This is a genomic window from Bradyrhizobium sp. STM 3566, assembly GCF_045571445.1.
Taxonomy (GTDB): domain Bacteria; phylum Pseudomonadota; class Alphaproteobacteria; order Rhizobiales; family Xanthobacteraceae; genus Bradyrhizobium; species Bradyrhizobium vignae.
In genome coordinates this window covers 4,131,863-4,154,601 of record NZ_CP120692.1, presented here as the reverse complement: position 1 = coordinate 4,154,601, position 22,739 = coordinate 4,131,863, and the positions used below count along the sequence as shown (strand labels likewise).

General features: G+C 64.5%; 19 protein-coding genes. 10 read left to right on the top strand and 9 right to left on the bottom strand.

Translation table 11 applies throughout. The features are described from left to right. The first annotated feature begins 44 nt into the window (after positions 1-44). Positions 45-1,202 (top strand): autotransporter outer membrane beta-barrel domain-containing protein, encoded by a 1,158-nt coding sequence (locus P6U27_RS20070; RefSeq protein ID WP_407192389.1) that lies wholly within the window; start codon positions 45-47, stop codon positions 1,200-1,202. An 18-nt stretch (positions 1,203-1,220) separates the two neighbouring features. Here P6U27_RS20070 and P6U27_RS20065 read toward each other — a convergent pair whose 3' ends face one another. Then, on the bottom strand, positions 1,221-2,261 hold the full coding sequence (locus P6U27_RS20065; protein ID WP_407122233.1) for a LysR family transcriptional regulator: 1,041 nt from the start codon (positions 2,259-2,261) through the stop codon (positions 1,221-1,223). A gap of 71 nt (positions 2,262-2,332) precedes the next feature. Here P6U27_RS20065 and P6U27_RS20060 point away from each other — a divergent pair, with 71 nt between their 5' ends. From P6U27_RS20060 to P6U27_RS20040, 5 genes are all read left to right on the top strand, one after another. After that, positions 2,333-2,950: a hypothetical protein gene (locus P6U27_RS20060; RefSeq protein ID WP_162500303.1), complete on the top strand. Its 618-nt coding sequence runs from the start codon at positions 2,333-2,335 to the stop codon at positions 2,948-2,950. Then, the gene (locus P6U27_RS20055) at positions 2,937-3,557 is read left to right on the top strand and encodes a GNAT family N-acetyltransferase (protein WP_211403002.1); all 621 of its coding nucleotides are present in this window, start codon (positions 2,937-2,939) and stop codon (positions 3,555-3,557) included. Before P6U27_RS20060 ends, P6U27_RS20055 begins: the two co-directional genes overlap by 14 nt. A 25-nt stretch (positions 3,558-3,582) precedes the next feature. Next, a complete protein-coding gene (locus P6U27_RS20050) occupies positions 3,583-4,146 on the top strand; it encodes an isochorismatase family protein (RefSeq protein ID WP_407192388.1) in 564 nt (187 codons plus the stop codon). A 30-nt stretch (positions 4,147-4,176) separates the two neighbouring features. Beyond that, positions 4,177-4,347: a hypothetical protein gene (locus tag P6U27_RS20045; RefSeq protein WP_407192387.1), complete on the top strand. Its 171-nt coding sequence runs from the start codon at positions 4,177-4,179 to the stop codon at positions 4,345-4,347. Positions 4,348-4,558: 211 nt separating this feature from the next. Then, positions 4,559-5,941, top strand: coding sequence for an aspartate aminotransferase family protein (locus P6U27_RS20040; RefSeq protein ID WP_129142920.1), 1,383 nt, complete (start codon positions 4,559-4,561; stop codon positions 5,939-5,941). 97 nt (positions 5,942-6,038) lie between these two features. Here P6U27_RS20040 and rnd read toward each other — a convergent pair whose 3' ends face one another. Both rnd and P6U27_RS20030 read right to left on the bottom strand, forming a co-directional pair. After that, the gene (gene rnd / locus P6U27_RS20035; protein WP_122403542.1) at positions 6,039-7,187 is read right to left on the bottom strand and encodes a ribonuclease D; all 1,149 of its coding nucleotides are present in this window, start codon (positions 7,185-7,187) and stop codon (positions 6,039-6,041) included. Between the two features lie 353 nt (positions 7,188-7,540). Then, entirely contained in the window at positions 7,541-8,440 is a 900-nt protein-coding gene (locus tag P6U27_RS20030) for a LysR family transcriptional regulator (protein ID WP_407192386.1), read from the bottom strand. A gap of 103 nt (positions 8,441-8,543) precedes the next feature. Between P6U27_RS20030 and P6U27_RS20025 the strand changes: the two genes are divergently transcribed. Further along, positions 8,544-9,533: a zinc-dependent alcohol dehydrogenase family protein gene (locus tag P6U27_RS20025; protein ID WP_407192385.1), complete on the top strand. Its 990-nt coding sequence runs from the start codon at positions 8,544-8,546 to the stop codon at positions 9,531-9,533. A gap of 79 nt (positions 9,534-9,612) precedes the next feature. Here the strand turns inward: P6U27_RS20025 and P6U27_RS20020 are convergent, their stop codons facing one another. From P6U27_RS20020 to P6U27_RS20000, 5 genes are all read right to left on the bottom strand, one after another. After that, the gene (locus tag P6U27_RS20020) at positions 9,613-10,947 is read right to left on the bottom strand and encodes an ABC transporter substrate-binding protein (protein WP_122403539.1); all 1,335 of its coding nucleotides are present in this window, start codon (positions 10,945-10,947) and stop codon (positions 9,613-9,615) included. 11 nt (positions 10,948-10,958) lie between these two features. Next, a complete protein-coding gene (locus P6U27_RS20015) occupies positions 10,959-11,828 on the bottom strand; it encodes a carbohydrate ABC transporter permease (RefSeq protein WP_407192384.1) in 870 nt (289 codons plus the stop codon). Further along, on the bottom strand, positions 11,825-12,775 hold the full coding sequence (locus tag P6U27_RS20010; RefSeq protein WP_407122243.1) for a carbohydrate ABC transporter permease: 951 nt from the start codon (positions 12,773-12,775) through the stop codon (positions 11,825-11,827). The genes P6U27_RS20015 and P6U27_RS20010 overlap by 4 nt, the downstream gene beginning before the upstream one ends. A gap of 1 nt (position 12,776) precedes the next feature. After that, positions 12,777-13,628 (bottom strand): phosphodiesterase, encoded by an 852-nt coding sequence (locus P6U27_RS20005; RefSeq protein WP_407192383.1) that lies wholly within the window; start codon positions 13,626-13,628, stop codon positions 12,777-12,779. Between the two features lie 201 nt (positions 13,629-13,829). After that, positions 13,830-15,302: a protein adenylyltransferase SelO gene (locus P6U27_RS20000; RefSeq protein ID WP_407122245.1), complete on the bottom strand. Its 1,473-nt coding sequence runs from the start codon at positions 15,300-15,302 to the stop codon at positions 13,830-13,832. A 196-nt stretch (positions 15,303-15,498) separates the two neighbouring features. Between P6U27_RS20000 and aspS the strand changes: the two genes are divergently transcribed. Beyond that, positions 15,499-17,271, top strand: coding sequence for an aspartate--tRNA ligase (gene aspS / locus P6U27_RS19995; protein WP_129142913.1), 1,773 nt, complete (start codon positions 15,499-15,501; stop codon positions 17,269-17,271). Between the two features lie 183 nt (positions 17,272-17,454). Here aspS and P6U27_RS19990 read toward each other — a convergent pair whose 3' ends face one another. Next, the gene (locus P6U27_RS19990; RefSeq protein WP_407192382.1) at positions 17,455-19,425 is read right to left on the bottom strand and encodes a hypothetical protein; all 1,971 of its coding nucleotides are present in this window, start codon (positions 19,423-19,425) and stop codon (positions 17,455-17,457) included. A 246-nt stretch (positions 19,426-19,671) separates the two neighbouring features. Here P6U27_RS19990 and P6U27_RS19985 point away from each other — a divergent pair, with 246 nt between their 5' ends. Together P6U27_RS19985 and P6U27_RS19980 are read left to right on the top strand one after the other, a co-directional pair. Then, entirely contained in the window at positions 19,672-21,981 is a 2,310-nt protein-coding gene (locus P6U27_RS19985; protein WP_122403531.1) for an NADP-dependent malic enzyme, read from the top strand. A 304-nt stretch (positions 21,982-22,285) separates the two neighbouring features. Next, positions 22,286-22,738, top strand: coding sequence for a DoxX family membrane protein (locus P6U27_RS19980; protein ID WP_122403529.1), 453 nt, complete (start codon positions 22,286-22,288; stop codon positions 22,736-22,738). Position 22,739 lies beyond the last annotated feature (1 nt).

Genomic DNA, 22,739 nt, shown 5'->3' with positions numbered 1-22,739 from the left:
GTTGCATTTTTGCGCGCCGCCACTTTGCTTCGGGATTCATCATCATGTGCTGCGCTGCGCAGCTCTCCGGGACACGGCAGACGATCGGGCTGGACCGCGTCCGCCGGACCGCGGCTGCGATTGCGATGGCGTTTGCGCTGGTCATGATGATGGCGGCAGCGACGCCCAGCTTCGCGCAAAGCCCGACGCCCACGCCCACCCCGACACCTACGCCGTTGCCGACCCCGATCCCGTCGCCGACCTCGACCAATTACGATCAGTCGGCCGGCAGCAGCACACTCAACCTCGGCTCGGGTTTCCTGGAGCGGCTCGGTAACCAGGCCTCGAATGGTTTCAACCGGGCGTTCCGTACCAATCCCGGCGGCGGCGGCGCATCGGCGAGCACGGAAGATCCGCGCTACCGCACCTGGTTCGAGGGCTACGGCATCTCGGTCCGGACGGATGCGCAAGGAGACTTCGTCGGCGACAAGCGCAAGACCTTTGGCGGCGTCGCCGGTTTCGGCGCACGGCTCGCACCCGGCGTCAACATCGGATTCTCCATCGACCAGAGCCACACCGACATCGACGTGCCGCTGGCGCTGCAATCGGCGACGCTCGACCTGACCCAGTTCGGCCTCAGCGGCTCGGTCGACAAGGGCCCATGGACCTGGGCCTTTGCGGTGGTGCACGGCTTCGGCAAGGTCCGGTCCAGCCGCGACACCGGCCTTGGCCTTGCGACCGCGGGCTATCGCGCCGGCATCGACGGCGCGCTGACAGAGATCAGCTATTACTGGACCAAGGACCAGATGCGCATCGTGCCCAAGGGCGCGCTGGAATATGTCCGCGCCACCAGCGCAGCGTTCCAGGAGTCCGGCGGGCTCGATCCGCTCAACGTCGGCTCGACGGCGCTCTCGCGCGCGCGCATCATGGTCGGGGCCGAGATCGGCCGCTATTTCATCGTCGACCAGAAGGTCCTGGACCTGTCCGCCTACGGCAAGTTCGTGGATAATTTCCACCAGGACCTGGGATCCATTCAGGTCAGCCTTGGCGCCCAGAACATCATCGTGCCCGGCATCGGCGAGAGCCGTTACGGCGTGGATGCCGGTGCCTCGGCTTCGCTCAGCCTGACCAACGTGGCACGCCTTTACGTCAATTACGACGGCAAGTTCCGCAACGAGCTCACCTCGCACCAGGGCACGGTCGGCTTGGAATACAAATGGTGAGCTGAAGCTCGCCCGCGCTCACGTCGGCGTTGCCGCGACATAGCCAGCCAATCCAAAGCCCTCGCGCGCGGCCGTCATCATCGGCACCAGCGCGTTCGGATGGATGAACTCGTCGCGGAAGCAGGGATAGGTCCTGGCATCGAAGATCTTCTTCAGCCAGTCGACCACGATCTTGTGCCGCTCGGAAGTGCGGAACTCCTTGTGATAGGTGAGCCAGAGATCGGCGTGGTGGCTGACGCCGAGATCGACGGCAACGAGCGGCGCACCGAGCGCGATCGACGCGGTGGGCAGGAAGCCGATTCCGGCGCCGCGCTCCACCGCATAGAGCACGCCGACCGAGGAGTTGGTCTTGATCCCAACGATGCCTTCCAGCGATTGCAATCCGAGCACGCGGGCATAGGCGCCGTCGTCGACTTGCGGCGCGCTCTGCTTGATGATGCGGTGGTTCTTCAATTCGGCGAGCGTTGCCGGCACACCGTAGAGGCTTTCGTACTCCTTGGAGACGAAGGGATAGATGTGGAGGCGGCCGAGCTTGGCGACAATCAGATCGGGATTGGTCGGCGGCTCGAGCTGGATCGCGATATCGGATTCGAGCCGCGCGACGTCAGCCTGCTCCATGGCGCAGCGAAGGTCGACGGTGATCTTGCGGTAGGTCTTCTGGAAATCGATCAGTCGCGGCAGGATCCAGAAATTGCCGGGCCCTTCCGTCACCGCGACGCGCACGGTGCCCGAAGTGTCGTTCGACGATCGCGAGGCGCGGCGGAAAACGTTGAAGGCATGACGCTCCATATGCGTGACGTCGGCGATCATCGCGGTGCCTTCATCGCTGAGCGTCAGTCCGCTCTGGTCGCGCAGGAACAGCTTGCACCCGATGCTCTCTTCGAGCCGGTCGATGCGGCGCATCAGAGTGGTGGAGGTGAGCCCGAGCTCTTCGGCGGCATTACGAAAACTTTTATATTTCGCGCACGCTAAAAACAGCTTCAAATCGTCCCAGGACGCGCCCAGGGCTTCTTCACGGTGCTGCATGATCGCAGCACCCCGGTGCAATAACTGCTGCATACTCCTGGTCCCCAGCCGCTAAGCTCATGGGCATAGCGGGGCATGAAAGCCTCGAACGATAGAGGCGTGATATGAGTATGGAAAGGGGCTCGTTTGCCGCAAGGCATGATTTCGATGCCTTGCCGCTGAGCCCGGAAGTCGACGTCCGCTGTGCGCAATTTTCCGAAATTGCGGCGCTTTCGGAGATGGCGTACCGGCTCGTGCCGGGCGTGCAGATCGGCGCAGTGGAGCTTGCGAGATACTTCACTCTCGATCCTCAGAGTATTCTGACGTTCAGCCGGAAAGGTAGACTCGTCGGCGGCATGGCCTTCCTGTTTCTCAACGACCGCGGACACGATGCGCTGCTGCTCGATGAGATCTGCCTCACCGCGCCCGAGACGCGTTATCTCGCGTCGGCGAACGAAGACGTCGCTGCCATCTACATCTGGGCGATCGCGGCGACCGGCCGCGGCATCGCCGGTCTCGGCAAGGCCGCGGCTCACCTGCGCCAGATAAGGTTTCGCAGCGCGGATTGCTATGCGCAGCCGTCAACGGTGGCCGGACGCGAAATCATGAAAGCGACAGGCTTTACGCCTGTGCCGAGTTTCCAACCCGACCTTTGGTGCTACGAGCGCCCCTGGCATCGGCAGCCGATGCGCATGCCCGGCGCGATCATCCAAGCAAGGAGCTTTGCAGATGCACGGCACTAGGATTCCCCTCGCCAAGCCCGACTCCCGCGCCATCACCATCCGCCTCGCGCGCGATCCCGGCGATCTCATGCTGGTCACCGCCATTCGCTCGGCGGTCTATCTTGCCGAGCAGGATTGTCCATTCGAGGAGGAGTTCGACGGAAACGACATGGTCGCCGCGCATTTCATCGGGTATGTCGGCAACGAGCCTGCAGGCTGCCTGCGGGTCCGCTTCTTCGGCGATTTCGCCAAGGTCGAGCGGCTCGCGGTGCGGCACCAATACCGGCGTTCGCGCGTCTCCTTCAAGCTGGTACAGGCGAGCGTCGACTATGTGAAGCGCAAGGGCTTTCGCAAGATCTATGGTCAGGCGCAGGACCGGCTGGTCGATTTCTGGGCCCATTTCGGCGCCAAGCCGCTCGGTCACAACCGCAAGATCACCTTCTCGGATTTCTCCTACACGGAGATGCTGCTCGAGATCGAGCCCGGGCCGGACGCCATCACGTTGGACAGCGACCCTTACGTGATCATCCGTCCCGAGGGCGATTGGGACCGGCCGGGCGTGCTCGACGCCTCAGCGGGGCGGGCGGTGACCTCGCCGCTGCGGGACCTCGCACTCGCCGATCGCTGAAACGGATGCAGCTGCGCGCAACAAAATGCTGGCTTCCATCCACGATGATCCGCCGATCCTGGTCTGCGCGGATCTTCAGGTCGAGTACCTGACCCCCGGTCGCCGCCACGTCATCCTCGACGGTGATGCGGCGACGGCGCGTTGCCTGGAACTCCTGACGCTGTGGCGCGGCAATCTGTGGCCAGTGATGCATCTGAAGCGCATCGCGCAGGCGGCCTGGTTCAATCCGGCGTCCAGACTGACCGATTGGATCGCACAGACCAAGCCGCGGCCCGGAGAGATGACGTTCGAGCACCCGCTGCCGTCCGCCTACAGCTCGTCGCGGTTTGTAGACTATATGTCCAGTATCCGCGCCACGCAGTGCATTCTGATCGGCTTTTCCCTGGACGAGACCATCCTGGCCACCGCCGTCGACGGGTTTCACCGCAGTCATCGCTACCAGGTGGTCACTGACGCCGTGGCTTGCCGGCAGCCGGGCGCAGACGATGCCGCCGCCTACAGGCGTGCCGTAGTGAATGTCATCGCGAATTTTGCTACAATCCGATCCAGCGCCGAGCTGATCAAAGCCAGCGGCGCCGTTGCGGTGTAGGCGGCCGCAACCGGCGGATGGGGTGAGAGATTGTCACGGGGAGACGAGCTCAAGCAGCTGGCAAGCGATCTGTCGCGTGCCGCCGAGAGGGCGCGCAGGCTCGGGCTGCCTACGACAGTCTATTTGCTCTCGATGGCGCTGGTGGAGGCGAGGGAGGCCGCTGCCGCCGGCGACGATGGGGACGACCCCGGCGCGGCGTGAGGGCTGAGCCATCGCAATTGTCACGTGCTGCTTTGTGCAACGCTGCTGAGCGCTTGCTGCCGGCACATTGACGTTGCAAGTTCTGCGCTGTCGCAATAGCCAAGTATCTTGAGCCAAGTATCTTAAGCCAAGTATCTTGAGCCAAGTATCTTGATCATCGGGTGATGACGCCGGCTATGCCTGCGACGTGACGCTTTTAAGGATCTCGCAAATGTCCATGCTGCCCAATTCGCAAGAGGCCCGGGATGTGGCCTACCAGCTCCATCCCTACACCAATGCGCGCACGCATCAGCAGGCCGGTCCCCTGGTGATCGAGCGCGGCGAGGGGCCTTATGTCTTCGACGCGACGGGCAAGCGCTATTTCGAAGCAATGGCCGGCCTGTGGAGCGTTGGGCTCGGATTCAACGAGAAGCGGCTGGTCGAGGCGGCGTACAGGCAGATGCAGGCGTTGCCGTTCTACCACACGTTCTCCGCCAAATCGCACGGGCCCTCGATCGACCTCGCGGAGAAGCTGGTCGCGCTCGCGCCTGTCACGATGAGCAAGGTGTTCTTCACCAATTCCGGCTCGGAAGCCAACGACACCGTGCTGAAGCTGATCGCCTATCGTTCCAATGCGCTCGGCCAGCCTCAGCGCAAGAAGGTGATCAGCCGCCTGCGCGCCTATCACGGCGTCACCATTGCGTCGGCCAGCCTCACCGGCCTGCCGAACAACCATCGCTCGTTCGACCTGCCGCTGCCGAACATCCTGCATACGGGCTCGCCGCACTTCTACAAGGACGGCGCGCCCGGCGAGAGCGAGGAGGCGTTCGCGACGCGCCGGGCCGAGGAGCTCGACGCCCTGATCCAGAAGGAGGGACCGGATACGATCGCGGCCTTCTTCGGTGAGCCGGTGATGGGGGCTGGCGGCGTCATCGTGCCGCCGGCGACTTATTGGGACAAGATCCAGAAGGTGCTCAAGAAGTATGACATCCTGCTGGTCGCCGACGAGGTGATCTGCGGCTTCGGCCGCACCGGCAAGATGTTCGGCTGCGACACCTATGGCATCAAGCCGGACGCCATGGTGGTCTCCAAGCAGATCACCTCGAGCTATTTCCCGCTGTCGGCGATCATGCTGAACGATCGCATGTTCGAGCCGATCGCGGACGAGAGCAACAAGATCGGCGTGCTCGGCCACGGCTTCACCGCGGGCGGCCATCCCGTCGGCGCGGCGATCGCGCTCGAAAACCTCAAGATCATCGAGGAGCGCGGCCTGGTCGCGCATGCGGCCGAGCTCGGCGGCTACATGCAGGGCAAGCTGCGCGAGCTCGCCAGTCATCCGCTGGTCGGCGAGGTCCGCGGCGTCGGCATGATCGCAGCGCTCGAGCTCGTGCTCGACAAGGAACGCAAGACCGCAGCGGCGACACCCGGTGCTGTCGGCGGCATCGCCAGCCGCATGCTCCAGGAGCGCGGCGTGATCTCGCGCAACATGCTGGATGCCATCGCCATCTGCCCGCCGCTGATCACGACCAAGGCCCAGATCGACGAGCTGGTCGCTGCGATCTCAGGCGTGCTGAACGACATGAAGGCGGAAGTGGCGAAGCTGACACCGGCGTAGGGCACGCTATCGCGTCAAATTCCGTCATTGCGAGCCAACGGGTCCGCGCGAAGCGCGGCCCCGTTGGCTCGCAATGACGATGTGGAGGCGGCGAGCCCTACGCCCGCTGCACCCCGATCACGCGGCCTTTCTCGATCGCAAGCGCCAGCTCGCCGCGCTTCAACTTCAGCGCGGCGTCTCCGAACAGCTCGCGGCGCCAGCCGTGCAAGGCCGGCACGTCCGCCTCATCGTCCGCCGCGATCTCTTCGAGATCGTCGACGGTCGCGATCACCTTGCTTGCGACCGCATGGCGCTCGGCGGTCATCCGCAGCAAGACCTTCAAGAGCTCGACGATGGCGGCGCCGTTGGAGTTGTTGCGCGGTTTCTCCAGCTTCGGCAGCTTCGAGAAATCCCGCGCCAGCCCGCGCTCGACTGCGGCAACGATGTCCGCGCCCCATTTGGATTTCTCGAATCCCTTCGGCACCGAGCGCAGATGCGCGAGCTTCTCCAGCGTGGTCGGCGCGTGGGTCGCGATGTCGGTGATGGCTTCGTCGCGCAGCACGCGGCCGCGCGGCACGTCGCGGCTCTGCGCCTCCTGCTCGCGCCAGGCCGCGACCTCCATCAGCACCGCGAGGTCCTTGGGCTTGCGCACCCGCGTCTTCAGCCGCTCCCAGGCGCGCTCGGGGTGGAAATCATAGGTGCGGGGCGAGGTCAGGACCTCCATCTCGATCGAGACCCATTCGCTGCGGCGGCGCTTCTTGAGATCGGCATCGAGCGCCGCGAACACGTCGCGCAAGTGCGTGACGTCGGACACCGCGTAATGCATCTGCTCCTTGGTCAGCGGCCGGCGCGACCAGTCGGTGAAGCGATGGGTCTTGTCCGGGCGGTGGCCGGTGACCTTCTCGACCAGCGCGTCATAGGCGATGCTGTCGCCGTAGCCGAGCACCATCGCGGCAACCTGGGTGTCGAACACCGGATGCGGGATGATGCCCGCCTGATGCCAGATGATCTCGATGTCCTGGCGGGCGGCGTGAAACACCTTCAGCACGCCCTCATTGCCCATCAGCTCGAAGAACGGCTTGAGATCGATGCCCTCGGCCAGGGCGTCGATGACGACGGCTTCCTCGGCGCTGGCCATCTGCACCACGCATAGCAGCGGGTAATAGGTGGTCTCGCGCAGGAACTCGGTATCGACTGTTATGACGGGGTGCTTGGCCAGCCGGCTGCAGGCAGCCGCGAGGTCAGCGGTGGTGGTAATCAAATCCATGAACGGCCCATGACACTTGATATCAGCCGTTCTGCCGAAAGTGCTGTGATGTCAAGGGGCTCTAAGCGAATTCAAGCCTTGCATCCGACCGGAACCGGGACTTTCCGACCAAATTCCTATTCGTAACGGACCCGCTGCGAGGGTTTTCGCGCGCAGGGCAGCGCCACCACGATCACGCACATGGCGACCAGAGCCAGTCCCAGGAACTCGAAAACCAACAGATCCACGGCGAAATCTCCAGAAACATTGATAGATTTGTCGGGGGTATGTTGAGGGTCTGTTAATTCTCGTAGTTACCGGCCGTGTCGGCCGCCGGATGGTGGACGAGGGGTTAATGCCGGAAAGGGTGACCGTCACGTCATCAGCTTCGGCAGAGCCGCAGCCAGAGTGTCCACGGCGGTGCGGACCTTTGGCGGCAGCCCAGGCGAACGGGGCCACAGCGCGTGGCACTCGTAGAGGAATTCCGGCTGATCGCTGCAGAGACGGACCAGTGCGCCAGTGTCGAGGCGCTCGCGGACCAGCCAGTAGGGCAGCCAGGCGAGGCCCATGCCCTGCACGGCGGCATCGGCGATCGCCTCCAGATCGTCGAGCCTCAGCCTGCCTGCAGGCATGATCTCGCGCGGCGGCCCGCCTTCCTGCGGAAACAGCCACGGCCGGACGCGCCCCGAGCGGCGATAGATGATCGCCTGATGCGCGGCGAGATCGTCGATCGATTTCGGCCTGCCGTGGTTGCGCAAATACGAGCGCGCGCCGCACACCACCATGCGCTGGCTTGCGATCCGCCGCGCAATCAGGCCGGACTGGTCGTCGAGATCGCCGGTCCGGATTGCAAGATCATAGCCGGCCTCGATGATGTCAGCGATCGGATCGCCGAAAGAGAGGTCGAGTTCGAGATGCGGGTATTTTCGCGCGAGCTTCATCAGCAAGGGCGCGATGCAATGCCGTCCGAGCAGGGCAGGCATGGTCACGCGCAGCCTGCCGCGCGGCTCGGAGCGCGCGTCGGATACGACGGTGTCGGCGGCGTCCGCCTCGGCGAGTACGGCGCGGCAGCGCTCGTAATAGGCCTGGCCGGCCTCGGTCAGGCTCTGCCGCCGCGTGGTGCGGTTGAGCAGGCGAACGCCGAGGCGGTCTTCGAGAAAGCGCACATGCTTTCCGACCATCGGCCCCGACATCTCCAAGGCGTCGGCGGCAGCCGCGAACGAGCCGAGATCGACGGCCCTAACGAATACGGCCATGCTGGTCAGGCGGTCCATGATTGAAAACTCCTGGTTTCGACTGTTCACTTGGCTAAGCGATTTATCCGCTTGCTCCGGGCCGGCATAGCTCCATTCAGTTCAACTGTTTTGGGGTGCATCCATGGCCCGCGCCGTTCGCTTTCATCAGCATGGTGGTCCCGAAGTGCTGCGCATCGAGACCGTCGACGTCCCGTCGCCGGCAACGTGCGAGGTGCAGATCCGGGTCAGAGCACTCGGTCTCAACCGTGCCGAAGCCCTGTTGCGAAGAGGGACCTATATCGAGAGCGCGACATTTCCGTCGGGGCTGGGTCTGGAGGCGGCAGGCGTCGTCGAAGCGGTCGGGGATGATGTGACCGGTTTTGTGCCAGGCGATGTCGTGAGCATCGTCCCGCCGCTTTCGATGGTGCGATGGCCAGCCTACGCCGAGCTCGCGACCTTTCCGGCCGAACTCATCGTGAAGCATCCGCCCGAGCTTGGCTTCGAGGCTGCGGCCGCGGTGTGGATGCAATATCTGACGGCTTATGGCGCGCTGGTCGACATCGCCGGACTTGGGCCAGGGGACATCGTTGCCATCACGGCGGCATCGAGCAGCGTCGGGCTCGCGGCAATCCAGATTGCGAACCGGATGGGCGCTGTCCCGGTTGCCCTGACGCGGACCTCGATCAAGCGGCGGGCCCTGCTTGATGCCCGCGCCGCCCACGTTGTTGCCTCGGACGAGGAGCTTGTCGGAGCGCGACTGCTGGAGATCGCCGGTTCGAAGGGCGTCCGCGTGGTATTTGATGCCGTCGGTGGTCCCGCATTCGAGCCACTGACCGCGGCCATGTCGCCGGGCGGGATCCTGATCGAGTATGGCGGCCTGAGTCCCGCGCCGACGCCGTTCCCGCTCTCCAACGTACTCGGCAAGAGCCTGACGCTGCGCGGCTATCTCGTGCACGAGATCGTCCGCGATCCCGCGCGCCTTGCGAAGGCAAAGGCGTTCATTGTCGACGGGTTGTCTGACCGCACATTGAAGCCGATCATCGCCAGGACGTTTCGCTTCGAGGACATCGTCGAGGCGCATCGCTTCCTGGAATCGAACAATCAGTTCGGCAAGATCGTGGTAATGATCTAATCACGCGCGTTCTCAAAAACGCATTCGGCGCCCCGCATGACGGAGCGCCGAAGTTTGTTTGTGCCACGGGCAGCCGGCCTTACGGCAGCTTCAGCGAGGTCTCTGCGTTGTACGGCCTGAGTGTCTCGTCTGCGGCCTTCTGCGCGGCGGCGAGGGCTTCCTTCGGCTGCTTCTTGCCGTTCAGGACCAGCATCACCTCGTCCTCGAGGTTCTTGCGCACCGGGACCGTCTTGTAGGTCGCGAACCACGGCTTTGCGACCTCGAGCTGCTCGACGGCGGTCTTAGCGTCCGGGTTCTTGCCCAGGAATTCGACCATCTCGGGCGTCTTGTAGGCGGCCACGTTGGGCGCGAAGTAGCCGGTGGCGCGGCTCCACCAGCCGCTCTTCTCGGGCGAGGTCATCCACTTGATCAGCGTCCAGGCCGCCTTCTGCTTGTCGGCTTCGAGCCCAGCCGGCATGATCAGCGAGGCGCCACCGATCGGCACGGCGTTGCGGACGTTGCGCGGGATGAAGGCGACCTTGTAGGCGAATTTGGCGTTGTCGCGCACGTAAGTGAGCGAGCCCGTCGACAGCATCATCATCGCGGCATTGCCCGATATGAAGGAGGTGCTGACGGCAGGCCCGGGCGTCGCGCCGGGCGGATGCACCTTGTGCTTGGCGATGAGGTCGTTCCACCAGGTGAGCGCCCCTAGCATCGAGGGCGTGTCGTAATAGACCTCGCCGCCGAACTCCTCGTTGTAGTAGCGCCCGCCGTTGCTCATGGTGAGCGTTTCCATCATCCAGCCGCAATAGTCGTAGGCGCAGGGGATCGCGATGCCCCATTGGGTCACCTTGTCACCATCGCGCTTGGTGAGCTTCTTGGCCCAGTCGGTGAGCTCGGCCCAGGTCTGCGGCGGCTTGTCCGGATCGAGGCCGGCTTCCTTGGCCTTGTCGGCATTGATGTAGAGCAGCGGCGTCGAATTGTGGAACGGCACGCCGTAAACCGAGCGGTTGATCACCGCGTTGCCCTGCAGCGCCGGGAAGAACTGGCCCAGGAACTTCTCCTTGGTGGTGCCGTCGGCGGCGATCAGGCCGTCGAGATTGGTGAGCTGGTTCTCGATCTGCATGTCGAGCAGGAAGTTTGCCGACATGATCACGGCGGCCGGCGGCTTGCCGGCCTTGATCGCGGCACGCGTCTTGATCAGCGTGTCGTCATAGGAGCCGGTGTAGACCGCGGTCGCCTTGACGTCGGGATGGGTCTCGTTGAACTCCTTGATCAGGGTGCCCATGTCGCGGGCGAGCTTGCCGTCGACGGGGACGGGGAAGAACAGGTCGATCTCGGTCGGGCCTTCGCCGGCGAGGGCCGGGAAGGCGACGGCGCCTGCCAGTGAGCCTGCCACGGCAAGGCCGAGCATGAGCCTGCGGGAGAACAGCATCGGAAAATCTCCTATTTGATGCCTGAGGTGACGAAGGAGCTGATGAAGCGCTTCTGGAAGATCAGGAAGACGACGAGCAGCGGCGCGACCACCATGAGCGTGCCTGCGGCGATGGTGCCCCAGGCTTGCGTGCCTTCGGCGGTCTTGGTGAACACGGAGAGGCCGACCGTGAGCGGCCGCTTGTCCGGCGAGTTGATCACCATCAGCGGCCACAGGAAGTCGTTCCAGTGGCTGGTCACGGAGATGATGGCGAACGCGGAGAAGCTCGGCATCGACAGCGGCACGTAGATGTGGCGGATGCGCTGGAGCAGGCTGGCGCCGTCGATCAGGGCTGCGTCTTCCAGCTCGGTCGGGATCGCCTCGAAAGCCTGGCGCATCAGGAAGGTTCCGAAGGCGGAGGCGAAGAACGGCATCATCACGCCGGTCAGCGTGTCATAGAGGCCGATCTGCGCCACCAGCGACAGGTTCGGCACGATCAGGAGCACCGGCACCAGCATCAGCTGCATCAGGAACAGGTAGAAGATCAGCGTCTTGCCGGCGAAATCCAGGCGCGCGAAGGCAAAGCCCGCGAGCGTGATCGTGACGAACTGCACCAGCAAGATGCCAGTGCAGATGATCGTGGTGTTGATCGTGTAGCGCGGGAAATCGCCGATCTCCCAGGCGTCCCTGACATTGTCGAGCGTGGGCTTCAGGCTCGGCATCAGTTCGGCCATGGCGTTGATGCCGTCGGAGGCGGGGCGCAGCGTCGCCACGACCATCCATAGGAACGGGATCAGCCAGACGATCGCGAGCAGCACGGTCAGCGCAAAGCCGAGCTTGGGCGTGATCTCGCCTCGGGTGGCGAGCGGGGCGTCCTTGTAGAGCCTGTCGATCAGCTTCATGGCCCGCCCTCCCGGTTCGCCATGGTGCGGAAGGACAGTGCGGTGAGCCCCATCAGTGCGGCGAGGGTCAGCAGCGTTGCCGCCGAGGCCTTGCCGATGTCGTAATGCTCGACCGCCTGCTGGTAGATGTAGAACAGCACGAGATTGGTCGAATTGGATGGCCCGCCCTGGGTCATGACGAAGACGTGGTCGACCTGCGTCACGGCGTTGAGGATCGCGATGACGGTGACGAACAGGAAGGTGGGCTTGAGCTCCGGCAGGATGATGTGGCGCAGGCGCATGTAAGGCCCGGCGCCGTCGAGATGTGCGGCCTCCATCACGTCCTCGGGCACGGCCTGAAGGCCGGCGAGGAAGAACAGCATGTAATAGCCGGCGTTCTTCCAGATCGTGATTATCATGATCGCGTAGAGCGCGATATCGGGGTCGCCGAGCCAGTTCGGCAGCACCGGCAGCAGCCGGCCGATATAGTAGTCGAGCAGGCCGACATTCGGCAGGAAGATGAACAGGAACAGTGCTGATGCCGCGACCATCGGGATCAGCACCGGCAGGAACAGCGCGGCGCGCAGCGCGCTGTTCACGGCATGGGTGCGTGCCAGCGCCAGCGCGAACAACAGCGCAAGGGCGATGCTCGGCACCGCCGTGCCGACGGCGTAGATCAGGTTGTTGACGATCGCGCCGGTGAAGGCGGGGTCGGCGAGGACTGCGCTGATATTGTCGAGGCCGACGAAACGCACCGGCGCCTTCGGCGTCGCGCGCTGATAGAGCGCGTCGATCACGACGCGCCCCATCGCGCCATAGGTGAACAGCGCGAGGAAGATCAGCGAGGGCAGCAGCAGCAGATAGGCGGGCAGCGAGGCTTTGAAGCTGCTCGTGAAGCGCTTCAGGACGTGCAGACGCGGTGCCGCCGACGTCGCGACCGGGAGAGCCGCGGGTTCAGCGAAGCTCATCTCATGGCGCCCGAAAATTGAGCGCATAGTCGCGGCCGTCCACTCCCGCCGGTGGCTCGAAGGGGAAGCGCAGACTTTGGTCGAGGAAATCGTGGCTGTGCACGACCAGGTTCTCCTGGTCGATCAGCACCACGCCATAGGCCGGCGGCTCGTGGCTGGCGAGGTGCTCGGTGGCGGCAGCGTCGAGCTCGAACCAGACCTGGTGATTGGTGCCGCGCAGCGTCGAGAACGGGATCTTGCCGTAGCTGCCGAAAATCGGCCGGTGCACATGGCCGAAGAAGAGGTGCCGGATGCGCGCGCGGTAGGGCGCGATGACGTCCGCGAATTCGGCGCTCTGCTTCAGCGCGATCTCGTCCATGGCGTGGACCCCGACCGGGAAGGGCGGATGATGCATGAACACGACGAACTCTTGGTCGGCGGGCGCGGCGGCGAGCGTGCTCTCCAGCCAGCCGAGGCGCTTTGCGCACATCTCGCCGGCGTGGCTGGTCTCGTCCAGCGTGTCCAGGAACACGAACAGGCCGTGCTCGGTGGTGCGCGTGCCCTGCACGAAGCCGTTGGCATCGCGCGGCGCGGCTTTCAGCGCGTCGAGGCAGGTGACGCGGCGGTCGTGATTACCGACCATCGCGATGTAGGGAATCTTCAGCGCCGCCATCGCCTCGGCGAAGTTGGCGTAGGACTCGGCCTCGCCCCAATGGGTGAGGTCGCCGGTCACGACCGCAAACGCAGCGTCGGACTGATGCTTGTTGATGTCGGCAATCGCCGCATCCAGCCGGGCGCGCGGATCGAGGCCGTAGAGCGTCAAGCCGGGGTTCGCCAGGTGCGTGTCGGTGAGGTGGATGAATTTGAAAGGCATGGCGCGCTGTCGGGACGGTTGGAGGATGGGCGCCTCCGGCAAGACGGCGCTGCCAGCCCGTTAGAGCGCGTGTGTTTCAGTTTGATGACAGCGGTTCCCGAAGGTTGGACGCGTCCACAGCGTCCGCCGCAGAGCAATGGACCAGCGCAAGGCGCTATCCACAAAGTGAAGCAATTAGAGGTCGGGCGTGGTCGGGCGAGCTCACGTCCCGCAGAACGTCTGCAGCACGCGTTGGTCCGGCAGCGGCGGATCGGCGTAGGCCGCATGCTCCGGCTGGTCCTCATACGGCTTCGCCAGCACCTTCACCAGTTCCTCGAACGGGGCGTAGTCGTCGTCGTTGACGGCGGCCTGGATCACGGCCTCGACGCGGTGGTTGCGCGGGATGAACATCGGGTTGACGGCGTGCATGGCGGCCTGCCGCTCGGCTGGGTCTTGCTGCTCCAGCGCGACGCGCGCGCGCCAGCGGCCGGCCCATTCGTCGAATGCTGCGGGCTCCAGAAACTGCGCGCGCACGTCGGCGGCGTCATCAGCGGCGGCATCGCCCAGCTTGCGGAAGGTGAGGGTGAAGTCGGCCTGGTTCTTCGCCATGGCATCTAACAGGTCCTGGATCAGCGCATCGTCGCCGTCGCGCTCCGTGAACAGGCCGACCTTCTTGCGCAGGCCTGCCTGATAGGCGTTGCTGAACTGATCCGAGAATGCGCCGAGGATCTCCTGTGCTTCCGCGACCGCCTTCTCCTGCTCGTCCGAGAAAAGCGGCAGCAGGCATTCGGCGAGGCGTGTCAGATTCCACAAGCCGATGCGCGGCTGGTTGGCATAGGCGTAGCGGCCCATCTCGTCGATCGAGGAAAAGACCTGCGCGGGGTTGTAGGCATCCATGAAGGCGCAGGGGCCGTAATCGATGGTCTCGCCTGATATGGACGTGTTGTCGGTGTTCATGACGCCATGGATGAAGCCGACCAGCAGCCAGCGCGCGATCAGCTCGGCCTGTCGTGCGACGACGGCAGCGAGCAGGGCGTGATAGGGCCGCTCCGCATGCAGCAGCTCCGGGTAATGCCGGGTAATGACGTGATCGGCGAGACGGCGGATCGCATCGGTGTCGCGGCGGACGGCGAAGAACTGGAAGGTGCCGACGCGGATATGGCTGGAGGCGACGCGCGTCAGCACCGCGCCCGGCAGTGCAGTCTCGCGGATGACGTGCTCGCCGGTGACGACGGCGGCGAGCGAGCGGGTGGTCGGGATGCCCAATGCGAACATCGCTTCGCTGACGATGTATTCGCGCAAGACCGGTCCAAGCGCGGCGCGGCCGTCGCCGCGGCGGGAGAACGGGGTAGGGCCGGATCCCTTGAGCTGGATGTCGCGGCGGACGCCGTCCTTGTCGATGACCTCGCCGAGCAGGATCGCTCGGCCGTCGCCGAGCTGGGGGACGAAATGCCCGAACTGATGGCCGGCATAGGCCATGGCGATGGGATCGGCGCCCGCGGGAACCGTCTTGCCGGCCAGGATCTCGGCACCTTCCGGGGTCTCCAGCACGTCAGGATCCAGCCCGAGCTGGATCGCCAGCGGCCGGTTCAGCTTGATCAGCCGGGGCGCGGCCACGGGGGTCGGCGCGACGCGGGCAAAGAAGCTGTCCGGCAGCGCCGAATAGGAGTTCTGGAAGGGGAAATGGACCGTCATGGCCTCAAGATAGGGCTGGAACGCCCGATGGCAAAGGCTTGTGCCCTGATCGGCCAAAAATGGGCACCTCAGGCCCCAATCAGGGCGTTCCCTTGGTTGCCGCCTTGGGTCTCGTCGGGTAAACCCTGCCGCAACTTCGGACTGGCCATGACAGGCCGCCCGATTCGCTTCCTCCGACATTGATTTTGGGACGACCATGCATCGCTACCGGTCACATACATGCGGCGCGCTCCGCGAGAGCAACATCGGCGAGACCATCCGGCTCTCGGGCTGGGTCCATCGCGTGCGCGACCATGGCGGCGTGCTGTTCATCGATCTTCGCGACCATTACGGCCTGACCCAGTGTGTGGTCGATCCGGACTCGCCGGCATTCTCGCTGGCCGAAAAGCTGCGCTCGGAATTCGTGGTCAAGATGGACGGCAAGGTCCGCCGCCGCCCCGACGGCACCGACAATGACGACCTGCCGACCGGCAAGGTCGAGGTCTATGTCAGCGAGATCGAGGTGCTGGGCCCGGCCGGCGACCTGCCGCTGCCGGTGTTCGGCGACCAGGAATATCCCGAAGACATCCGCCTGAAGTATCGCTTCCTCGACCTGCGCCGCGAGAAGCTGCACCAGAACATCATGACCCGCGTCGCGATCATCAAGTCGATGCGCCGCCGCATGGAAGAGCAGGGCTTCTTCGAGTTCAACACCCCGATCCTGACTGCATCCTCGCCGGAAGGCGCGCGCGACTTCCTGGTGCCATCGCGCATCCATCCCGGCAAGTTCTACGCGCTGCCGCAGGCGCCGCAGCAGTACAAGCAGCTCTTGATGATGTCGGGCTTCGACCGCTACTTCCAGATCGCGCCTTGCTTCCGCGACGAGGACCCGCGCGCCGACCGCCTGCCGGGCGAGTTCTACCAGCTCGACGTCGAGATGAGCTTTGTCACTCAGGAAGACGTGTTTGCGGCGATGGAGCCTGTGATCACCGGCGTGTTCGAGGAGTTCGCCAAGGGCAAGCCGGTGACGAAGGGCTGGCGTCGGATTCCGTTTGCGGAGGCGCTGCGCAAATACGGCAGCGACAAGCCGGACCTGCGCAACCCCATCGAGATGCAGGACGTCTCCGAGCACTTCCGCGGAAGCGGCTTCAAGGTGTTCGCGCGCATGCTCGAAGATCCCAAGAACCAGGTGTGGGCGATTCCCGCAGCTGGTGGCGGCAGCCGCGCGTTCTGCGACCGCATGAATTCGTGGGCGCAGGGCGAGGGCCAGCCCGGCCTCGGCTACATCATGTGGCGCGAGGGCGGCGAGGGCGCAGGCCCCCTCGCGAACAACATCGGGCCCGAGCGCACCGCTGCGATCCGCGCGCAGCTCGGCGTGAAGGAGGGCGATGCCGCCTTCTTCGTCGCCGGCGATCCCGACAAGTTCTGGAAGTTTTCGGGGCTCGCCCGCAACAAGGTCGGCGAGGAGTTGAACCTCACCGATAAGGAGCGGTTCGAGCTCGCCTGGATCGTCGACTTCCCGATGTACGAGTACAACGAGGACGACAAGAAGGTCGACTTCTCGCACAACCCGTTCTCGATGCCGCAGGGCGGCCTGGAGGCGCTGAAGTCGCAGGATCCGCTGACCATCAAGGCGTTCCAGTACGACATCACCTGCAACGGCTACGAGATCGCCTCGGGCGGCATCCGCAACCACGTGCCGGAAGCCATGGTGAAGGCGTTCGAGATCGCAGGTTACGGCGAGCAGGAAGTGGTCGAGCGTTTCGGCGGCATGTATCGCGCCTTCCAGTACGGTGCCCCGCCGCATGGCGGCATGGCCGCAGGCGTCGACCGCATCGTGATGCTGCTCTGCGGTACCACGAACTTGCGCGAGATCTCGCTATTCCCCATGAATCAGCAGGCCATGGACCTGCTGATGGGCGCGCCGTCGGAAGCCACGACAAAACAGCTCCGCGAGCTGCATGTGCGGGTGAACCTGCCGCAGAAGTGATGTGGCTCTTCGCCTCTCCCCGCATCTGGAGAGAGGCGCGCTCTCTCCACGCGTCATTGCGAGCGCAGCGAAGCAAATCCAGAATCTTTCCGCGGAGGGACTCTGGATTGCTTCGCTGCGCTCGCAATGACGGGGAGGGATTTTCGCCAGGCAGCTGCCGCCCAATTTCGCAGCAAAAAAGTCCTACAGCCCCGTTGAGGCTTCGATCCTGAACTGCGCCAGCGCGCTCTCGGGGTCGCTTTGCGACAGCTGCATCAATTGCATCAGAGGGATCTTGGCTCGGGGCATCAGCTTGACGCTCAGCGTTTGGCCTGACGCCTCTACGAAACCAGCGAGCGCATCGACCGCCATTCTCGCGTCGCCATTGGCCCCCGCGATCTTCTCGCCCTGCGCACGGATCATCGCGACGATGGCGCCGCGCGCGGCGTCGCGGCTGACATTCTGCATGCGCGCGAACTGGGCCACGACCAGATCAACCACGCCGCGATCGCGCAACGAGAGCTCGATGGCGCCGGTCTCGACCTCGACCAACTGAGCCATCGCCTCGGACCGGTCCGTCGTGGTGAAGAGGTCGCGCGGCACCTTGGCAAGCGCCACTCTCAGCTGCGCCCTGGCGAGGTTGCCGAGATCGAGCGTGGCGGGTGCGAGTGCGAACGCGCCCGACGATTCCGTCCAGGCCGCGCCGAGATCGAGGTCGATCGCGAGCTTGTCCACGCCTGCCACGATCAGCGGCTGCAGGGCCGGATTGGCGGGATCGGTCGGCGTGACCATCTTCACGACCAGACTGGCCTTGCTCGGGATCGATCCGACCAGCTGGCCCCAGTTCATGCTGATCGTGTCGATGGTGACGAGCTGCCGCGTATTCTTGTAGGGCGAGACCACGCCCTTGATCTCGGCACCTTCCAGCACGCGGAACAGGCCGAGCATCTGGTCAGGCGAGGGCGGCTGTCCGGGCGTTCGGAGGCTGGCGGCCCAGCGCATCAGATTGGCCGCGCTGAAGGACTTCAGCGCGAACCGCTCCATCTTGAGCTCCCCCTGCGGCAGCGGCATGTCGAGGGCTTCCAGCACGATGTTATCTTGATCGTATTTGATGGCGCCGAGCCGCCCCGTTCCTTGCGGCGTCTCGATTGTCTGCTTGCCGATCTCGACTTTGCCGATCTGGAAGCCCTCGAAGAAGTCAGCGACCTTCTCCATCATGTCGCGCGACTGCGCCGGCGTCGGGATCGAGCCGTCAGCCGGCACCAGCGCGATTATCTCGGCCGGGCGGAATTTGGAAGGCCGGATCGCGATGTCGTCGAAGGTGATGCCGTCGACCTGCAGGCGCACGCCCGGTGCGGTCGTCACCATGTAGGAGTTGACCGAGATGCGTCGATAGATTCTGTGGAAGCTGTCGTCGCTCCCCCCTTGCTGATCGAGCGCGGCCCTAACAGCGGTTGAGTTGAAATCAGTGGCGGCCAGGCCGGATAGCTCGCCGATCATTTTCGTCGGTTTGCCCGGCTGAGCCAAGTCGATCGAATAGGTGATGCGGTCCGTCTTCGCCGTTTCGATCTTGCCGTGGTCGACGTTTTGGATCGATAGGCCCGAATAGACATAATCGCCGCTGCCGGCATTACCGGTGCCCGCATCGACGTTGACCGAAACGGTCGGTACCGCAATCGACGAGGCCGAGACGGTTGCGTATTGCGCCAGCATGAAGCGGTACATGTCGATGATCGAGCCAGACAGCGACGCCTCGGCCCCACGAATCGGAGCCGAAAAGTCGCGCGCCGTGATCTGCGGAATCTTGTAGTTCGCTTTCAGCTTCGCCGGCTCCGTGTAGGTGAAGGTGGCCTCGACACCGGACACGTCAATGCTGTCGGCCGAGAAATGCCTCTCATCTGGCTGGCGTACGCCGACGGCCGTGATCTTGGCGACCTTGACGTTGGCGAGCTGCGGCTGGGCGGGCTCGACATTGATGTCCTCGACCGTCAGCGTCCGGCTCGACAGCTCGAAGGCGATCTTGCCATGGCTCGCCTTGCCGCCACTTGCGCGGATCTGCGCGAATGCCGCCTCGACCTCGCTGGTTGCCCGATGCTGGACATAGAGGTTGAAGCCAAACCATCCGCCCGCTCCGAGCACGGCTGCCACGATCAGGCCGATCAGGATCCGCTTCATTCCCAGCTCCAGTTGCTCGTTTTACACCGCACAACCTGCCATATTCGCGAAACCTCGGGCCGTCCAGGGAAAGCTATGGTTTTCAAATATTTGACGGTGCGCCCTGTTGATGGGGCCGCAATCGGATGTTGCCACCGGGCCTTCGGCCGTGCTTCATCCCGTTTCCACGACCCGGAAATCCCGTCCGCTTCGGCCGGCGCTCCGGATGACGCATTTTGAGGCCGGTAACGCGAGGCAAGACACCGCATGTCATCCTATTCTGATGATCTCCACCAGGCGGCGCTGGCCTATCATCGTCTGCCGCGCCCCGGAAAGCTCGAGATCCAGGCAAGCAAGCCGCTTGCGAACCAGCGCGACCTGGCGCTTGCCTATTCCCCGGGCGTCGCCGCGGCTTGCACCGAGATCGCCAAGAACCCGGCCGAGGCGGCCACGCTCACCACCCGCGCCAATCTGGTCGCGGTGGTCTCGAACGGTACCGCGGTGCTCGGCCTCGGCAATATCGGCCCGCTGGCCTCCAAGCCGGTGATGGAAGGCAAGGCGGTCCTGTTCAAGAAATTCGCCGGCATCGACGTGTTCGACATCGAGATCGCCGCCGACACCATCGACCGCGTGGTCGAGACGGTGGCGGCGCTCGAACCGACCTTCGGCGGCATCAATCTGGAAGACATCCGCGGACCGGAATGCTTCGAGATCGAGACGCGCTTGAAGGAGCGTATGAAGATCCCGGTCTTCCACGACGACCAGCACGGCACCGCCATCATCGTCGCCGCCGCCATCGTCAATGGCCTCAGGCTGAACGGCAAGAAGCTGTCCGAGGTCAAGATCGTGGCCTCGGGAGCAGGGGCTGCCGCGATCGCGACGCTGAACCTGTTGGTATCGATGGGCGCGCAGCGCAAGAACATCTGGGTCTGCGACATCGACGGTCTCGTGCATGAGGGGCGCAACACCTCGATGGACCGCTGGAAGGCGGTCTATGCGCAGAAGACCGACAAGCGCACGCTCGCCGACGTCATCGGCGGCGCCGACATCTTCATCGGCCTCTCGGCACCCGGCGTGCTCAAGCCCGAGATGGCCAAGGCGATGGGTGACAAGCCCTTGATCATGGCGCTCGCCAACCCGGTGCCGGAGATCATGCCGGAAGAGGCGCGCAAGGCGCGGCCCGATGCCATGATCTGCACCGGCCGCTCCGACTACCCGAACCAGGTCAACAACGTCCTCTGCTTTCCCTTCATCTTCCGCGGCGCGCTCGATGTCGGCGCCACCGCGATCAACGAGGAGATGAAGCACGCCGCCGTCGAGGCCATCGCGCAGCTCGCGCGCGAGGCGCCGTCGGATGCGGTTGCGCAGGGTTTCGACACCGGCGAGACGCAAGGCTTCGGTCCGGGCTCGCTGATCCCGAGCCCGTTCGATCCGCGCCTGATCCTGCGCATCGCGCCGGCCGTGGCGAAGGCGGCGATGGAATCGGGGGTCGCGACGCGGCCCATTACCAATTTCGACGAGTACAGGGCGCTGCTCGAGCGCTTCGCCTTCCGCTCCGGCCTCGTCATGAAGCCGATGTTCGCCAAGGCCAAGACCCAGCCGGTCCGCGTGATCTATGCCGAAGGCGAGGACGAGCGCGTGCTGCGCGCCACGCAGGTGGTGCTGGAGGAGAAGCTGGCGCGACCGATCCTGGTCGGTCGCCCGACAGTCGTCGAGGCGCGCATCAAGCGCTTCGGACTCTCGATCAAGGCCGGCAAGGATTTCGACCTCGTCAATCCCGAGGACGATCCGCGCTACCGCTCCTACGTGCAGTCCTATGTCGAGGTCGCCGGCCGTCGCGGCGTGACGCCGGATGCGGCACGCACGGTGGTGCGTACCAATAACACTGTTATCGCGGCGCTTGCGGTGGTGCGCGGCGAGGCCGACGCCATGCTCTGCGGCGTCGAGGGCCGCTATATGAGCCATCTGCGCCATGTGCGCGAGATCGTCGGTTTCTCGCCGGGGATCAGCGATTACGCCGCGCTGGCGCTGCTGATCACCAGCAAGGGCGCCTTCTTCATCGCGGACACGCAAGTGCGGCCCAATCCGAGTGCGGAGGAGCTGGCCGAGATCGCGGCGCTGGCGGCCCTGCACGTGCAGCGCTTCACCCTGAAGCCGAAGGTCGCTTTCATCTCGCATTCCGATTTCGGCAGCTACGATACGGACTCCTCGCGCAAGATGCGGCGGGCGACCCAACTCCTGAAAGACAAGCATCCCGAGATTGAGGCCGACGGCGAGATGCAGGGCGACACCGCGCTCTCGGCTGCGGCCCGCAAGCTCGTGCTGCCGCACTCCAAGCTCGAGGGGGAGGCCAACATCCTGATCATGCCGAACCTCGACACCGCCAACGTGGCCTATCAGATGATCAAGGCGCTGGCGGACGCACTTCCCGTCGGTCCGATTCTGATCGGCCCGGCGCGCCCGGCCCACATCCTGACGCCGGGCGTCACCGCGCGCGGCATCCTCAACATGACGGCGGTTGCGGTCGTGGAAGCCCAGGAGCGCGCCGCGCGGCAGCAGCCGACGTTGTTTACGTAGCTGCTTCGCCCGCTCAAGGTGTTGTGGGGTGCTCGCTCCGCAAACTCGTCATGCCCGGGCTTGTCCCGGGCATCCACGTTTTTCGTCTCGTGAATCGCCGGGTCAAGCCCGGCCATGACGCTGAGAGCGTTGCGGCCGATCGCGCCGCTCTCGGTTCGATTCCGCTAGGGAGCGCCAACTGAATAGCGCGCCGCCAGCTTTGAATTCCTCGCAGCTTTCCATTTCCTCGTTTGAAAAGCGCAAACGGACTCTTCATAATCCCCTCGAGCGTTCCCTGCGGTAGCGCTTTGCCAAGAGGCCGATCATGCCAGCGTTCGTGACTTTCGGGCGAATCCTGTTCGCGGTGCTGTTCGTCTATACGGGCGCAACCAAGCTCTTTGCCATCCAGGCGACCGCCGATCTCATCGCCGCCAAGCTGGTCGTACCTGACGTCATCGCCCCCTATGCCAAGCAGATCGAGGCGGCGACGGCCATGACGACGCCGCGGCTCCTGGCCATTGCGATCGGCGGGCTCGAGATCATTGCGGGGCTGATGATCGCGCTGAACTTCGGCGCGCGCTTCTTCGCGATGCTGCTGATCATCTACGTCGCGGTCGCGACCGTCCTGTTCTACGATTTCTGGAACCAGACTCCGCCGGACAACGCCAAGATGCTGGTCGACGCGCTCAAGAACCTGTCGATCATCGGCGCGCTCTGCATGATCATCGGCTACGGCCGCACGACGCGCCCGGCTGAGGCGGCCTACGGCGACGTCTAGC

What these genes read in the sequence shown, in the direction of transcription:
- P6U27_RS20000 (WP_407122245.1), bottom strand. Translation starts at nt 15,302, where the DNA reads ATGACGGTCCATTTCCCCTTCCAGAACTCCTATTCGGCGCTGCCGGAC.
- P6U27_RS20015 (WP_407192384.1), bottom strand. Translation starts at nt 11,828, where the DNA reads ATGAAGCTGATCGACAGGCTCTACAAGGACGCCCCGCTCGCCACCCGA.
- P6U27_RS20030 (WP_407192386.1), bottom strand. Translation starts at nt 8,440, where the DNA reads ATGGACCGCCTGACCAGCATGGCCGTATTCGTTAGGGCCGTCGATCTC.
- P6U27_RS20020 (WP_122403539.1), bottom strand. Translation starts at nt 10,947, where the DNA reads ATGCTGTTCTCCCGCAGGCTCATGCTCGGCCTTGCCGTGGCAGGCTCA.
- P6U27_RS20065 (WP_407122233.1), bottom strand. Translation starts at nt 2,261, where the DNA reads ATGCAGCAGTTATTGCACCGGGGTGCTGCGATCATGCAGCACCGTGAA.
- P6U27_RS20025 (WP_407192385.1), top strand. Translation starts at nt 8,544, where the DNA reads ATGGCCCGCGCCGTTCGCTTTCATCAGCATGGTGGTCCCGAAGTGCTG.
- P6U27_RS19985 (WP_122403531.1), top strand. Translation starts at nt 19,672, where the DNA reads ATGTCATCCTATTCTGATGATCTCCACCAGGCGGCGCTGGCCTATCAT.
- P6U27_RS19990 (WP_407192382.1), bottom strand. Translation starts at nt 19,425, where the DNA reads ATGAAGCGGATCCTGATCGGCCTGATCGTGGCAGCCGTGCTCGGAGCG.
- P6U27_RS20050 (WP_407192388.1), top strand. Translation starts at nt 3,583, where the DNA reads ATGCTGGCTTCCATCCACGATGATCCGCCGATCCTGGTCTGCGCGGAT.
- P6U27_RS20010 (WP_407122243.1), bottom strand. Translation starts at nt 12,775, where the DNA reads ATGAGCTTCGCTGAACCCGCGGCTCTCCCGGTCGCGACGTCGGCGGCA.
- P6U27_RS20040 (WP_129142920.1), top strand. Translation starts at nt 4,559, where the DNA reads ATGTCCATGCTGCCCAATTCGCAAGAGGCCCGGGATGTGGCCTACCAG.
- P6U27_RS20070 (WP_407192389.1), top strand. Translation starts at nt 45, where the DNA reads ATGTGCTGCGCTGCGCAGCTCTCCGGGACACGGCAGACGATCGGGCTG.
- P6U27_RS20055 (WP_211403002.1), top strand. Translation starts at nt 2,937, where the DNA reads ATGCACGGCACTAGGATTCCCCTCGCCAAGCCCGACTCCCGCGCCATC.
- P6U27_RS20060 (WP_162500303.1), top strand. Translation starts at nt 2,333, where the DNA reads ATGAGTATGGAAAGGGGCTCGTTTGCCGCAAGGCATGATTTCGATGCC.
- rnd (WP_122403542.1), bottom strand. Translation starts at nt 7,187, where the DNA reads ATGGATTTGATTACCACCACCGCTGACCTCGCGGCTGCCTGCAGCCGG.
- P6U27_RS20005 (WP_407192383.1), bottom strand. Translation starts at nt 13,628, where the DNA reads ATGCCTTTCAAATTCATCCACCTCACCGACACGCACCTGGCGAACCCC.
- aspS (WP_129142913.1), top strand. Translation starts at nt 15,499, where the DNA reads ATGCATCGCTACCGGTCACATACATGCGGCGCGCTCCGCGAGAGCAAC.
- P6U27_RS19980 (WP_122403529.1), top strand. Translation starts at nt 22,286, where the DNA reads ATGCCAGCGTTCGTGACTTTCGGGCGAATCCTGTTCGCGGTGCTGTTC.